15 protein-coding genes are annotated in these 12,921 nt (G+C 32.9%); 7 read left to right on the top strand and 8 right to left on the bottom strand.

Going from position 1 to position 12,921, the window contains the following annotated elements; translation table 11 throughout:
* Positions 1-32: 32 nt before the first annotated feature.
* The 3 genes from purE to C8N27_RS02125 form a co-directional block, all read right to left on the bottom strand.
* A complete protein-coding gene (purE, locus tag C8N27_RS02135) occupies positions 33-512 on the bottom strand; it encodes a 5-(carboxyamino)imidazole ribonucleotide mutase (protein WP_099215934.1) in 480 nt (159 codons plus the stop codon).
* Positions 513-550: 38 nt separating this feature from the next.
* The gene (locus C8N27_RS02130; protein ID WP_121146102.1) at positions 551-1,708 is read right to left on the bottom strand and encodes a 5-(carboxyamino)imidazole ribonucleotide synthase; all 1,158 of its coding nucleotides are present in this window, start codon (positions 1,706-1,708) and stop codon (positions 551-553) included.
* 66 nt (positions 1,709-1,774) lie between these two features.
* Positions 1,775-2,185 (bottom strand): Rieske (2Fe-2S) protein, encoded by a 411-nt coding sequence (locus C8N27_RS02125; protein WP_121146101.1) that lies wholly within the window; start codon positions 2,183-2,185, stop codon positions 1,775-1,777.
* A gap of 194 nt (positions 2,186-2,379) precedes the next feature.
* Here C8N27_RS02125 and greA point away from each other — a divergent pair, with 194 nt between their 5' ends.
* The 3 genes from greA to C8N27_RS16130 all read left to right on the top strand — a co-directional run bounded on the left by greA (position 2,380) and on the right by C8N27_RS16130 (position 3,546).
* Positions 2,380-2,853, top strand: a complete 474-nt coding sequence (greA, locus tag C8N27_RS02120) for a transcription elongation factor GreA (protein ID WP_099215937.1) — start codon at positions 2,380-2,382, stop codon at positions 2,851-2,853.
* 101 nt (positions 2,854-2,954) lie between these two features.
* Positions 2,955-3,347, top strand: coding sequence for an HIT family protein (locus C8N27_RS02115; protein WP_121146100.1), 393 nt, complete (start codon positions 2,955-2,957; stop codon positions 3,345-3,347).
* 67 nt (positions 3,348-3,414) lie between these two features.
* On the top strand, positions 3,415-3,546 hold the full coding sequence (locus C8N27_RS16130) for a hypothetical protein (protein WP_255406699.1): 132 nt from the start codon (positions 3,415-3,417) through the stop codon (positions 3,544-3,546).
* A 7-nt stretch (positions 3,547-3,553) separates the two neighbouring features.
* Here the strand turns inward: C8N27_RS16130 and C8N27_RS02110 are convergent, their stop codons facing one another.
* Entirely contained in the window at positions 3,554-4,702 is a 1,149-nt protein-coding gene (locus C8N27_RS02110) for a sensor histidine kinase (protein WP_121146099.1), read from the bottom strand.
* Positions 4,703-4,777: 75 nt separating this feature from the next.
* Between C8N27_RS02110 and C8N27_RS02105 the strand changes: the two genes are divergently transcribed.
* Both C8N27_RS02105 and C8N27_RS02100 read left to right on the top strand, forming a co-directional pair.
* Positions 4,778-5,638, top strand: a complete 861-nt coding sequence (locus tag C8N27_RS02105; protein ID WP_121146098.1) for a flavin reductase family protein — start codon at positions 4,778-4,780, stop codon at positions 5,636-5,638.
* 7 nt (positions 5,639-5,645) lie between these two features.
* Entirely contained in the window at positions 5,646-6,011 is a 366-nt protein-coding gene (locus C8N27_RS02100; protein ID WP_099215941.1) for a DUF3127 domain-containing protein, read from the top strand.
* A gap of 235 nt (positions 6,012-6,246) precedes the next feature.
* Here the strand turns inward: C8N27_RS02100 and C8N27_RS02095 are convergent, their stop codons facing one another.
* The 3 genes from C8N27_RS02095 to C8N27_RS02085 all read right to left on the bottom strand — a co-directional run bounded on the left by C8N27_RS02095 (position 6,247) and on the right by C8N27_RS02085 (position 8,779).
* Entirely contained in the window at positions 6,247-6,495 is a 249-nt protein-coding gene (locus C8N27_RS02095; RefSeq protein WP_099215942.1) for a DUF1456 family protein, read from the bottom strand.
* 12 nt (positions 6,496-6,507) lie between these two features.
* Positions 6,508-7,143, bottom strand: a complete 636-nt coding sequence (locus tag C8N27_RS02090; protein WP_121146097.1) for a YqaA family protein — start codon at positions 7,141-7,143, stop codon at positions 6,508-6,510.
* Between the two features lie 79 nt (positions 7,144-7,222).
* Entirely contained in the window at positions 7,223-8,779 is a 1,557-nt protein-coding gene (locus C8N27_RS02085) for an NAD(P)/FAD-dependent oxidoreductase (RefSeq protein WP_121146096.1), read from the bottom strand.
* Positions 8,780-8,844: 65 nt separating this feature from the next.
* Here C8N27_RS02085 and C8N27_RS02080 point away from each other — a divergent pair, with 65 nt between their 5' ends.
* Together C8N27_RS02080 and aat are read left to right on the top strand one after the other, a co-directional pair.
* Positions 8,845-10,224 (top strand): short-chain fatty acid transporter, encoded by a 1,380-nt coding sequence (locus C8N27_RS02080; protein WP_121146095.1) that lies wholly within the window; start codon positions 8,845-8,847, stop codon positions 10,222-10,224.
* Between the two features lie 281 nt (positions 10,225-10,505).
* Positions 10,506-11,129 carry a leucyl/phenylalanyl-tRNA--protein transferase gene (aat, locus tag C8N27_RS02075; RefSeq protein ID WP_121146094.1) on the top strand — a complete coding sequence of 208 codons (624 nt, stop codon included), beginning with the start codon at positions 10,506-10,508 and terminating at the stop codon, positions 11,127-11,129.
* Between the two features lie 43 nt (positions 11,130-11,172).
* Here the strand turns inward: aat and C8N27_RS02070 are convergent, their stop codons facing one another.
* The gene (locus C8N27_RS02070; RefSeq protein WP_121146093.1) at positions 11,173-12,870 is read right to left on the bottom strand and encodes a reverse transcriptase domain-containing protein; all 1,698 of its coding nucleotides are present in this window, start codon (positions 12,868-12,870) and stop codon (positions 11,173-11,175) included.
* Between the last annotated feature and the right edge of the window lie 51 nt (positions 12,871-12,921).

Below are 12,921 nucleotides of genomic sequence, written 5' to 3'. Positions count from 1 at the left end.
GAGGTCTTCAAGTTAATATTGTACTAAGGTACTTATTTTTTTACTCTTTCAGAAGCTTTTTCAACTTTCAGTTTTAAGCCTTCTTTATAAGCGATTATTTTGTCTAATACACATTTGTCTGAAGCTCCAATAATTTGAGCTGCTAAGATTCCTGCATTTTTAGCTCCATCTAAAGCAACTGTAGCCACAGGAACACCACCAGGCATTTGAAGAATAGATAAAACAGAATCCCAACCATCAATAGAGTTTCTACTTTTAACAGGAACTCCAATTACTGGTAACGGACTCATACTTGCTACCATTCCAGGTAAATGAGCAGCACCACCAGCACCAGCAACAATAACTTGTACGCCACGCTTGTGTGCGTTATTAGCATAATCGAATAACTTTTCAGGAGTTCTGTGTGCAGATACAATATCTACTTCTACTTGAATATCAAAACTCTCTAAAATATCAATTGCTTCTTGCATAATTGGAAGGTCTGAATCGCTTCCCATGATAATTCCTACCATAATTTTATGTTTTTGTCATCTCGAGCGTAGTCGAGAGGTTATTTTGCTATTACCTTAATAGTTTCTTTTACTTGTTGAGCGACTTTTCTCGCTTCATTTATATCTTCATTAACAATAGTTACGTGTCCCATTTTACGGAAAGGTTTGGTTGTCTTTTTTCCGTAGATGTGAGGGGTAACTCCGTCAATCTTTAAAATTTCTTCGATGTTTTCATATACTACATCACCAGTATAGCCTTCAGCACCAACTAAGTTCACCATGATTCCGGCTACTTTACTTTCGGTATTTCCTAATGGAAGGTTTAAAATACTACGTAAATGTTGTTCAAATTGACTAGTATAACTTGCTTCAATTGAATAATGCCCTGAATTGTGAGTTCTTGGGGCAGCTTCGTTTACTAAGATATTATCATCTTTAGTTTGAAACATTTCCACAGCTAATAATCCAACAAAATCAAAAGCATCAGCAACTTTTAAAGCAACTTCGCGCGCTTTTTTGGCAACTGCATCCTCAATTCTTGCAGGACAAATTACATATTCTACTTGATTAGCTTCTGGGTGAAATTCCATTTCAACTACAGGATAGGTTTTGGTTTCCCCGCTTGCATTTCTTGCAACAATAACAGCTAATTCATTTTTAAAAGGAACTAGTTTTTCAGAAATACACTCACCAGTAGGTAGGTTTTCTAAATCGCTGATGGCACGAACAATTTTTACCCCATTACCGTCATATCCAAATCGAGCAGATTTCCATACAAAAGGAAACGTAACAGCATCGTTACTAATAGCGTGTTTTAACTCTTCTAAAGAAGTAAACCTAGAAAAGTCAGCCGTAGGGATATTATTGTCGTGATAAAACACCTTTTGGTGTGCTTTATTTTGAATAGTTCTTAAGTTTTTAGGCTTTGGAAAAATGGTTACCCCTTCAGCTTCTAAAGCATCTAAAGCATCAATATTTACGTTTTCAATTTCTATGGTTAACAAATCTACTTGTTTTCCAAAATTGTAAACAGTATCATAATCCAATAAATCTCCTTGATGAAATTCGTTACATATCTGAGCACAAGGAGCGTCAGCATTTCCGTCTAAAATAACAGTATAGATATCGAATTTTTGCGTTTCGGTAAGTAACATTCTTCCTAATTGGCCGCCTCCTAGAACACCCAATTTAAAGTTTGAAGAAAAGTAGTTTTTCACGATAAATGTGTTAATTGTGTTGTTGTTGCTGCAAAAATAAGAATCTAATTGTTAGTACAAATAGTATTAACGAGATATTCTTAACTGATTGTTACTAATGGGAGTAACAAAATACATTAATGCATTACAACCTTCACCATCTAAAGGAGCACCACCTGAAAGGTAGTTGTATTTTTTATCATCGCAAGGACAGGTAATTTCTACTCCGTTAAAAGTCATTAAAGAGTTACAGTTTTGCTCTGGGCATTGCTGGTCAAAAGCTCTGTAACCAGAGGTTCCTGTTCTAAAAATAAAAACATTTCTCCCTTGTATTACATTTTGAGATTCTCCTCCAGGAACTAATAAACCGCTAAATTCTGGAAGCGATAAATCGATGATAGCATTCATTTTTATTCCAGAAAAGCAATTGTTAATAGGAGTGTTATCACTACAGCTAGAACAAATTATAACAAGAAATAAATAAAATATTTTTTTCATTTTTTAGTATAGAAGTTGTTATTGTAACGCAACGAAGTTACAAATATTTTGTACATTTGTAAGACAATCTCATTCCTAGCGGCGTGGGATTTTTAAATTTAACCCTCAGGGTTCTAGGAAGAAAAGTTATATGCTTCTTACAAAACGTTAAGGAAAGCATATAAAAGTTTGTTGATTTTAAAAAGAGAGAAGAGATGAGTAATGTATCATATTATACGGAAGAAGGATTAAAGAAACTTAAAGAAGAGTTAGCACATTTAGAGCAAGTAGAAAGACCACGTGTTTCTCAAGAAATAGCGGATGCTCGTGATAAAGGAGATTTGAGTGAGAATGCAGAATACCATGCTGCTAAAGAAGAACAATCGTTATTAGAAACAAAAATAGCTAAGCTAAAAAATGTAGTAGCTAATGCTCGTGTTATTGATGAAAGTCAGTTAGACATGTCTAAAATCTTAATTCACTCAATAGTTAAGATTAAAAATACGGTTAACGGAATGGAATTTACCTACACACTTGTTGCAGATAGTGAAAGTGATGTAAGAAACGGAAAGTTATCTGTAAACTCACCAATAGGTAAAGGTTTATTAGGTAAAAAAGTAGGTGATGTAGCCGAAATACAAGTACCTAACGGAATTATGAAGTTTGAAGTTATGGAGATTTCTCGATAAGAGAAAAAAACAAATATAAAAGAGTAAAGATTTATTCGGGTTTTAGCTTCGCTAGAACCCGATTTCTTTTTTATTTTTACTGTAAAATTAAATAAAAAAACATGGCAAGTATTTTTACAAAGATTATAAACGGAGAAATTCCATCATACAAAATAGCAGAAAACGATAACTATTTTGCTTTTTTAGATATCAACCCAAATGCAAAAGGACATACATTGGTTATTCCTAAGCGAGAAGAAAATAAATTATTTGACTTATCGAAAGAAGAGTACGATGGATTAATGTCTTTTTCTTACAGAGTAGCCAAAGCGATTGAGAAAACTATTCCATGTGAACGCGTAGGAATGAGTGTAATTGGCTTAGAAGTACCTCATGTACATGTGCATTTAATTCCGTTACAAACCATGGAGGACATCCGATTTGTAAAGAAAGAAAAATTAACAAATGAAGAGTTTGTAGCAGTTGCTGAAGGGATTGCTAAGAATTTTGAATAAATAAAAAAGAGCTATGAAAAAGTGGTTGAAAACTGGTTTAGGATGAGGAGCAACTATGTTTTTTGTTATGACCGTTCTGTATCCATGGTACGATGGTGAAAAGATAACTTTAAAGAGTGTAATAATTGGTATTGTTATATGGGGAATAGGAGGAGTACTTTTTGGACTTACCATGAAAAAGAGAGTAGAAAAAGAATAAAAATGGACTAAACCTTATTCAATAAGATTTCAAAAGTAGTTCCTTTTCCTATTTCAGATCTTAGCACGTGTATTTTTCCGCTGTGGTAATCCTCAATAATACGTTTAGAGAGCGATAAACCAAGTCCCCAACCGCGTTTTTTTGTGGTAAATCCTGGGTTGAATATTTGTGAAAACTGTGTTTTAGGAATCCCTTTACCGGTATCAGTAATTAGAATTTTTATATTCTTAGAGTTTTTGCTAATGCTAACAGATAAACTTCCTTTACCTTGCATAGCATCAATAGCATTTTTAATTAAATTTTCTATTACCCAACCATATAACTCGGTATTTAGGTTGGCGCGAATTTCTTCTGCTTCGGTAGTAAAAGAAAAAGAAATTTGTTTAGAACTTCTATTTTCTAAGTAGTCATAAGCAGCTTTAGTAATAGATACAACGTTGAAAGGTTTTAACTCTGGAAGAGATCCTATTTTAGAAAAACGATTTGCGATGGTGTTTAAGCGTCGCACATCTTTTTCAATTTCATCAACATAATCACTGCTAACATCCTCAGCACGTAAAATAGCTATCCAACCTAATAAAGAAGAAAGCGGTGTTCCTATTTGATGCGCAGTTTCTTTAGCCATTCCTGTCCACAACTTATTTTGTTCAGCAACTTTGTTAGACTTGTACACCATGTAAATAATAGTAAGGAATAACCCTAAAATTAGTACTAAGGCAAGCGGGTAGTATTTAAGTTTGTATAAAAGATCAGAATTTCTGTAGTAAATATGTTCTTTAATACCTAAGTACTCTATCGCAATTGGTTCATTCTGTTTTTTCATAATGTTCAATTGCTGTTGAAGATACTTTGGGTCTGTAGACTTAATAGAATCTAAGTTATGAAACTGCTTTATCTGTCCATCTTTACCAACCAAAATAGAAGGAATATTCTCTATGGTTTCATAAACTTTATTTACTAAATTAAAGTTACCATCTGAATTTGGGTTAGATACCACTTCTTTAATAGCAGTGGCATAAATCTCCATCTTAGCACGCTCATCCTTTTTAAATTTTTGAAAAAACACGTAAGTATTCCATAAAATAAATAAAACGATAAGTAAGGAAATACTAATTGCAATACGCTTTACCCAATAAGTGTTTCTAAAAAAAGCCATCAATCAAATATAAACTATTATCTAGAATAACTAAATTTATAAATAGGTAGTATATTTACACTAAAATTATACAGAATGTTATCAATAAACCCTAAAGATATACCAACTTCTAAACTGCATGGATATTTATTAGGAGCTGTAGCTCCAAGACCTATTGCTTTTGCAAGTACTGTAGATGCAGATGGAAATCCAAATTTATCACCATTTAGTTTTTTTAATGTATTTGGGGCAAACCCACCAATTATGATTTTTTCTCCAGCACGTAGTGTAAGAGGAAATAAAACCAAACATACGTTAGACAACGCTGAAGCAACCAGAGAAGTGGTTATTAATATTGTGAATTACGATATTGTTCAGCAAATGTCGTTGAGTAGTACCATGTACCCAAAAGGAGTAAATGAGTTTATAAAAGCTGGTTTTACAATGTTACCTTCAGATGAGGTAAAGCCGTTTAGAGTAGCGGAGTCTCCTGTACAATTTGAGTGTAAAGTAAAAGATATCATTTACACAGGTGAAGAAGGTGGAGCAGGAAACTTAATTGTTTGTGAGGTAGTAAAACTACATGTAAACGAAAATGTATTGGCAGAAGATGGTAGTATAGATCAACATAAAATAGATTTAGTAGCCAGAGCAGGAGGGAATTATTACAGTAGAGCAAGAGATGGTTTTTTTGAAATTCCAAAACCATTAACTACCTTAGGAATTGGAGTAGACCAAATACCTACTGAAATAAAAAATAGTACAGTATTAACAGGGAACAATTTAGGTATGTTAGGCAATGTAGAACAGCTACCTACAGAAGAAGCTGTTAATAACTTTGCGAAAGAACATTCACAATTTGTGGGTATTTCAACTGAAAAAAAACATACTTTTGCACAAGAGTATTTACAAAACAATGATGTAGAAAGTGCTTGGAAGGTACTTTTAATTAAATAGATAAGAAATGGAAGTAATAGGAAAAATTAAATTAATTAACGAGACACAAACATTTGGGTCTAACGGATTTAGAAAGCGTGAACTAGTAGTAACTACTGATGAGCAATATCCTCAAATGTTATTAATTGAATTTATTCAAGATAAATGTGATTTATTAAACAATTACCAGGTAGGGCAAGATGTAAAGGTTTCTATTAATTTAAGAGGAAGAGAATGGATTAACCCACAAGGAGAAGCTAAATATTTCAACTCTATTCAAGGATGGAGAATTGAAAACTTAGCACAAGGAGCTTCACAAAACATTCCACCAGCTGACCAGTTTGAGCCAGCTCCAGATTTATCTGCTAACGAACCAGATGATTTACCTTTCTAAGAATATTTAGAAAACTATGAATACAAAAAAGAGCGCAAATTTTGCGCTCTTTTTTTGTTTTGCGGAAAACTACATATATACTTACGGATATCCCTTATAATGTATCAAAAGACAGTTATATATTTGTGTCATAATCATTCAATAAATAATTATTGATTGAGAAATTTAAGGGGAAAATAAAAACCTTCTGATTCAATCAGAAGGTTTTTTAATTATATAAGTGTTAGTGGTGTGGTTACTTTTTGTTTGGCTTTTTCTCTGGCATCGGACCTCTTAAATGAATAATTAATCCGTTTAAAAAGTTACGTAAAAACTGATCTCCGCACTCCACATACTTAGGATGATCTTCTTTTCTAAAGATTGCGTTGATTTCCGATTTAGAAACTTTAAAATCTACCAAAGCGCAGATGTCAATAATATCAGTATCTCTTAATTTATGTGCTACTCGTAGCTTTTTAAAAATGTCGTTGTTAGTTAGTCCCATAATTGTTTTAAGTTAATTTACTACCGAAAAAATAGCCCATGCATAAATAGCAAAACGAGCAAAACGAAATAAGCCTACAAAAACTACATTTTTAAAAGGGTATTTAATCATACCAGCAGTTAAACAGCTAATAGCAAAAGGTAGTGGTAATAGTGCACCTACTAAAATTAAAAAACCACCCCATTTACTAGTGTTTTTAAGGTTTTTAGCCATTTTAACTTCTAAGTAATTTCTTACAGAGTCTATCTTTAAAGAAGCCCTACCTATAAAATAAGCACACAAACCTCCTAAATAAGATAAGGTAGCTAACAAAGAAATATTTACAATAGGGTCGGCTGTTTTCTTAGACCAAGCGATGAAAATTTCTGGCGGAATTAATCCTAAAATTGTTTCAGAAATAAAAAAAGTAACTAAAACTCCCGTTCTAGAAAAAGTTTCGGTCATATGTTGTAAACCATCGTTAATATTATAAACATACTTGTTAAATAATAATATACCTACAACAGCTCCAACAATTGGCCAAAAAGCTTTCTTCAAGCTAATCCAAATGAACATGTAAAAACCAGTGCGATTATAGTAGTTGTGTAAACGTTTATAATGCGGCTTATCTATTTTCTTTTTGTTATTTTTTTTATTCTTTTTACTCATCGCTAAAAAGCCTCTAATTTTTAGGAGTAGCAAAAGTACGAGGTAATTGGAAATTACACCAACAAATATTTGTTAATTATTACAGGTTTGCAATGGCAGCCTCAGCACAGCGTTCACCGTCCATAGCAGCCGAAATAATACCACCAGCATAACCACCACCTTCACCACAAGGAAAGAGTCCTTCAATTTGTGGATGTTCAAGGTTTTCTTTTCTTGGAATATTTACTGGTGATGAGGTTCTAGACTCTACCCCAACAATGTTTGCTTCCGCAGTATAATACCCGTGCATTTTTTGTCCGAAAGCCGCAAAACCTTTACGCAATCTGCTTCCAATTAATTTAGGAAGTAACGAGTGTAGCGGAGAAGAATTTAATCCGGGTTGATACGAACAATCATTTAAAGAAGAAGATAATCTACCTTCCACAAAGTCAGTTAAACGTTGCGCTGGAGCAACTTGACTTTTTCCGCCTGCGTTAAAGGCTAACTTCTCTAAATCTTTTTGATATTGTAAGCCTTTTAAAACTCCGTATTTCTCATATTTTGGTAAATCTTTATCTACATTAATTTCAACTACAATACCCGAGTTGGCAAACTTGTTATTACGACGCGAAGGCGACATTCCGTTTACTACTACCTCACCATTGGCAGTTGCCGCAGGAACGATGAATCCACCAGGACACATACAGAATGAATACACTCCACGGTTTCCAACTTGATGAACTAAACTATATGCAGCAGCAGGCAGTAACTCATCACGTTGACCTGAACAACTGTATTGAATTTGATCAATAATTTCTTGTGGATGTTCTACACGAACTCCCATAGCAAACGATTTCGCTTTTAGTAAAATGTCTTTTTTATGCAATAGCTCGTATATATCTCTTGCAGAATGCCCTGTAGCCAAAATAACAGCATTTACAGCCATTTCCGTTCCGTTTTGGAGTTGTATAGCTTGTAGCTTGTTGTTTTTAACGATAAAATCAGTAACACGAGTTTCAAAATGAATTTCTCCACCATGTTTTAAAATCGTTTCGCGGATGTTTTGAATAATCTTCGGAAGTTTGTTAGTTCCTATGTGCGGATGCGCATCTACTAAAATTTGATCGGTAGCACCGTGATATACTAAGTTTTCAAATATTTTACGAACATCACCACGCTTTAAACTTCTTGTATATAACTTTCCGTCCGAATAGGTTCCTGCACCACCTTCACCAAAACAATAGTTAGAGTCTGGGTTTACTTCATGAAATTGGTTAATAGCACGTAAATCTCTACGACGATCTTGTACATTTTTACCACGCTCTAACACAATAGGTTTGTAGCCTAATTCAATACAACGAAGTGCTGCATACATCCCCGCAGGACCAAAGCCTACAATATGAATTTCTTTTGCATTTGATACATCTTGATATTCAAAAATATAATCAGGAGTATCTGGTTGCGGTTCGTTAATGTATACCGCTACTTTATAGTTAAAAATAACTTCTTTTTTACGTGCATCTATCGATTTACGTAACACCTTTACGCTAGTAATATCAGCTATATTAATACCTAGCTTCTTAGCAGCTTTTAGCTGTAAAATATTGTCTTTGCGTTCTTCTACTAAATTAACACGTAATTGAAGTTCTTTTACCATACTGCAAAACTAGTTAAAATAAGATTCAGTCTATTTAATTATTTTAGCAAATCAAACCCTATACTATGAAAATTACGCAGGTTATAGAAAATGTTTTTAAAAAATATTTACCCTCACCTTTTACTATCGCCATATTATTAACGCTCGTAACACTTTTATTAGCACTGTTTTTTACAAAACCAGCAGAAAGCTCTGTAGTTACCTATTCTTTAGAGGTTTTACAATTTTGGGAAAAAGGAATTTGGTCTAACGGGTTACTCGTTTTTGCTTACCAAATGATGTTGATTTTGGTATTAGGGCATGTATTGGTGTTGAGTAAGCCTGTGAGTAATTTAATTTTAAAAGTAACAAAATTCTGTACCAACACAGCAAACAGTGCAGCTATTGTAAGTTGTACTACCATGTTGGTAGCTTTTTTTAATTGGGGGTTAGGACTCATTTTTGGTGCTTTGTTGGCACGTAAAGTAGCAGAACATGCACAACAACATAATATCAAACTAAATTATCCAATTATTGGAGCGGCGGGTTATATGGGATTGATGGTTTGGCATGGTGGAATTTCAGGTTCTGCACCGATAAAAATTAACGAGAGCGGACATATAAAAAGTATTATGCAATCGGTTTCTTCGGATGAGGTTTTAGCTCAAATACCTGATGTGATTGATTATTCTCAAACGATTTTTAGTTGGTGGAATTTGCTGATTTTTTTCGTGGTAGTAGCTGCGGTATCGGCAACCTTTTATTTTTTAGGGAAGAAAGCAACTCCTACAGCGATTAATTTACCAGAATATAAAATGCATACCGATGAAAAGGTTAGTACCCAAGCAGAAAAACTAGATAGTTCTCAGTGGTTAGCTATTGCTTTTGGTGTGTTGATTTTAGTAGCGTTTGGTTATCGTTATTGGGCAGACATTCAGCAGTTAAAAATTACGCCTAACCTAATCAACTTTTTTATGTTAGGGTTGGGAATTATGCTACACGGAAGTTTTAAAAAGTTTACGAATGCTGTGGGAGAGTCAATTAGTGATGTTTCTGGAATTTTAATTCAGTTTCCATTGTATTTTGGTATTATGGGGGTGATGAAAAGTACGGGAATGGTTACTTTAATTTCTGATTTTTTTGTGTCAATAGCAACTGCAACAACCTTACCCATATTTACGTTTTTTAGTGCTGGTTTGGTCAATATTTTTGTGCCGAGTGGGGGAGGACAGTGGGTTGTACAAGGTCCTATTGTGGTAGAAAGTGCATTAAAATTAGGGGTTCCGTTACCTAAGGCAATTATGGCATTAGCATACGGAGATCAAATAACTAACATGTTACAGCCTTTCTGGGCATTACCCTTATTAGGAATTACAAAACTAAAAGCAAAAGAAATTTTACCCTACACGTTAATTGCAATGGTAGTAGGTAGCGTAATTTATTTGTTAGGGCTTACCTTGTTTTAGGAATTTATTGAGGAAACCTCAGCGCGTCACGCTGAAGGTTCCGTTGCGTTGAGAAAACGTCAGCGAGCTTCGCTGATGGTTTCGTTGTGTTGAGGAAATGTCAGCGAATTTCGCTGAAGGTTTCGTTGTGTTGAGGAAACGTCAGCGAGCTTCGCTGAAGGTTTCGTTGTGTTGAGGAAACGTCAGCGAGCTTCGCTGATGGTGACTATACTTCGTTTTATTAATAAAACTTTTATGTTGAATTCAAGGATATAGTATTTTTGTAAAAAAGAATGTAACGAATGATTTGGCTTTCTGAAAAAATAGAGTTTCCTCCGTATGAGTTGGCTACTGATGATGGTTTACTGGCTTTGGGCGGTGATTTATCGGTTGAGCGATTGGTGTATGCCTACCAACATGGAATTTTTCCGTGGTTTAATGAAGGGGAACCGATTGTTTGGTATTCTCCATGGGAGCGTATGGTGTTGTTTCCTGAGGAAGTGAAGATTTCCAAATCGATGAAACAGGTATTGCGAAAAGGCGGTTTTACGATAACGGAAAATAAGGCTTTTGACGATGTTATTTTTAATTGTCGACACATCAATCGTTTTGATCAATTAGGTACTTGGATTACCGATGAAATGGAAGATGCATATATAAACTTACACGACAAAGGCTATGCAAAATCTATTGAGGTATGGATAGATGACAAACTGGTTGCAGGTTTGTATGGAGTAGATTTAGGAAACGGTGTGTTTTGTGGTGAAAGTATGTTTAGCAAAGTAAGTAATATGAGCAAAGTTGCGTTTATCCATTTAGCACAAAAGGGAGGTTATAAACTTATCGATTGCCAAGTCTATAATGACCATTTGGCAAGTTTAGGCGCGAGAGAAATTCCTAGGGAGGAGTTTTTGAAGTGGTTGTAGAATTTTGTTTGAATATGGAGAGTTATGTGGTTAAGCTATTAGTTTATGAGGTTTTAGGTAAAGTGTTTTTTATATTCAATGTTATATGTTTTAAAATTCTTCTAACTTCCTTGTAATTTTTGTCTTCTAGAAAAAGAAAGGTTTCATACTTCAAAATAAACTTTTTTTCCTTGTTGCTATATATAAGATTTTTTCCTCTTTTTTTAAAATCATTTTTTTTTGCTTCTAACTTTGCATATTCATTATTGATTTCATCTTTGTTAACACCAATGACAGAACATCTATGTGAATCATCGTTTCGTATTTCTCTTAATTTGGTTATTTCCTGTTTGTAGTATATTTTTTTGTCAAAAAAGAATTCTTTTTCATACAAGTACACTATTAAATTGATATTTAAATCACTTATTTTTTTGAAATGACTTTTAGCCTTATCAAGGTTTTTATATCTCTTTTTAAATGATGGATTATGTAATAAAAGGTGTTCAAGTAAATTAATAAAATCACTGAATTTTGACCAATAGTAATAATTTAATAAGTTTTCTATTTGATGGAAAGCAGAAGTACAAAAGGATATAAATTTATCATTTTCAGGTTGATTATTAAAAAGAGGTATCTGTTCCATTTTGTAGTTGTCACTTATTAACTTCTCTTTTACTGCTGAATTTTTTATAAAGCTATAGTCGATTAAGTTATTTAATAAAGTATATTTTTCTACTAGTTTTAATGAAATACCATTATCAGAGCCTTTTATTTGTTTAATAAACGAAATATAGCCTAATAATACATTTTTAAAAGGATATTCTTTTTTTTCAATTGGCTGATGATTTCTAAAAATTTGTTCTGCATAATCTAATCCTCCTTTTTCCCAATTGTTAAGCATTGCTCTAACTTTTTGCAAATATTCTCTTTTAATATTTAACTTTTCATTTACTATCAAGCCAGTAACTTGTTGTCTTTGCATAGAAGTTTGTAGTCTAGTTTTATTGTTATTTAGTTCAAAGTTTTCTGATTGAATTATTTGCTCAACCTTTTTAACAAAATTAGGGTTAAGGATATTTTGATTACTAGAAAACGTTAAATCATCTGCATATCTTGTATATTTTATATTTAAATCTAGACATTCTTTTGTTAATTTCCTGTCTAATCTTTGTGTAACAATGTTTGATAAAATAGGAGAAGTAGGAACACCTTGTGGAAGGTGATTTTTATAAGTACAAATATTGGCTATTAGAAAAGATATTCTTTCTCTTTCATCTTTAAGGTTAAAAGGGTTTAATTCTAAAACTACTTTTACTCTTCTAAAGTTTATTGAAGGAAAGAAATCTTTAATATCTAAGTTTAAAACATAATTTTTATTAACGTGAGGTTTTGCATTCCTTAGGATTCCTTTCCCAAACAAAAAACCGTTTGAACTGTAATGAGAATATGGTTCAAAAATAACTTGTAATAAAAAATTAATTAGTTTTTGTACTCTTTTTAAGAGTTCATCTGGTGTTTCAATTTTTCTTAAATTTCCACTTTTTTTTGAGATACTAAACTCTTTATATCTTTTGTCCTTAGTTATTGATAAATGGTATAAATATTTTGAGTTAATTGGTGTAAATTTTTTTTTATCTAGAAGGTGAGTGTTATTCTTCTCTATAAAATTTAAAAGTGATGCAAATTCATTAATAGAGCTAATTTTATTAAATTTTTGAATTACTTTTTCACGGGAAACATCATCTAAAAAGATACCAGGCATATTCTCTTGTGTATGAACTTTTATAAGTTATAAATCATAATTTAATTAAAA

The organism is Tenacibaculum discolor, assembly GCF_003664185.1.
Taxonomy (GTDB): domain Bacteria; phylum Bacteroidota; class Bacteroidia; order Flavobacteriales; family Flavobacteriaceae; genus Polaribacter; species Polaribacter discolor.
This window is presented reverse-complemented; position numbering and strand designations above follow the sequence as displayed.

Bases quoted from the DNA above. Each gene is read 5' to 3' on its own strand.
- purE (WP_099215934.1), bottom strand. From the start codon at position 512: ATGGTAGGAATTATCATGGGAAGCGATTCAGACCTTCCAATTATGCAA.
- C8N27_RS02125 (WP_121146101.1), bottom strand. From the start codon at position 2,185: ATGAAAAAAATATTTTATTTATTTCTTGTTATAATTTGTTCTAGCTGT.
- greA (WP_099215937.1), top strand. From the start codon at position 2,380: ATGAGTAATGTATCATATTATACGGAAGAAGGATTAAAGAAACTTAAA.
- C8N27_RS02115 (WP_121146100.1), top strand. From the start codon at position 2,955: ATGGCAAGTATTTTTACAAAGATTATAAACGGAGAAATTCCATCATAC.
- C8N27_RS16130 (WP_255406699.1), top strand. From the start codon at position 3,415: ATGACCGTTCTGTATCCATGGTACGATGGTGAAAAGATAACTTTAAAG.
- C8N27_RS02110 (WP_121146099.1), bottom strand. From the start codon at position 4,702: ATGGCTTTTTTTAGAAACACTTATTGGGTAAAGCGTATTGCAATTAGT.
- C8N27_RS02105 (WP_121146098.1), top strand. From the start codon at position 4,778: ATGTTATCAATAAACCCTAAAGATATACCAACTTCTAAACTGCATGGA.
- C8N27_RS02100 (WP_099215941.1), top strand. From the start codon at position 5,646: ATGGAAGTAATAGGAAAAATTAAATTAATTAACGAGACACAAACATTT.
- C8N27_RS02095 (WP_099215942.1), bottom strand. From the start codon at position 6,495: ATGGGACTAACTAACAACGACATTTTTAAAAAGCTACGAGTAGCACAT.
- C8N27_RS02090 (WP_121146097.1), bottom strand. From the start codon at position 7,143: ATGAGTAAAAAGAATAAAAAAAATAACAAAAAGAAAATAGATAAGCCG.
- C8N27_RS02085 (WP_121146096.1), bottom strand. From the start codon at position 8,779: ATGGTAAAAGAACTTCAATTACGTGTTAATTTAGTAGAAGAACGCAAA.
- C8N27_RS02080 (WP_121146095.1), top strand. From the start codon at position 8,845: ATGAAAATTACGCAGGTTATAGAAAATGTTTTTAAAAAATATTTACCC.
- aat (WP_121146094.1), top strand. From the start codon at position 10,506: ATGATTTGGCTTTCTGAAAAAATAGAGTTTCCTCCGTATGAGTTGGCT.
- C8N27_RS02070 (WP_121146093.1), bottom strand. From the start codon at position 12,870: ATGCCTGGTATCTTTTTAGATGATGTTTCCCGTGAAAAAGTAATTCAA.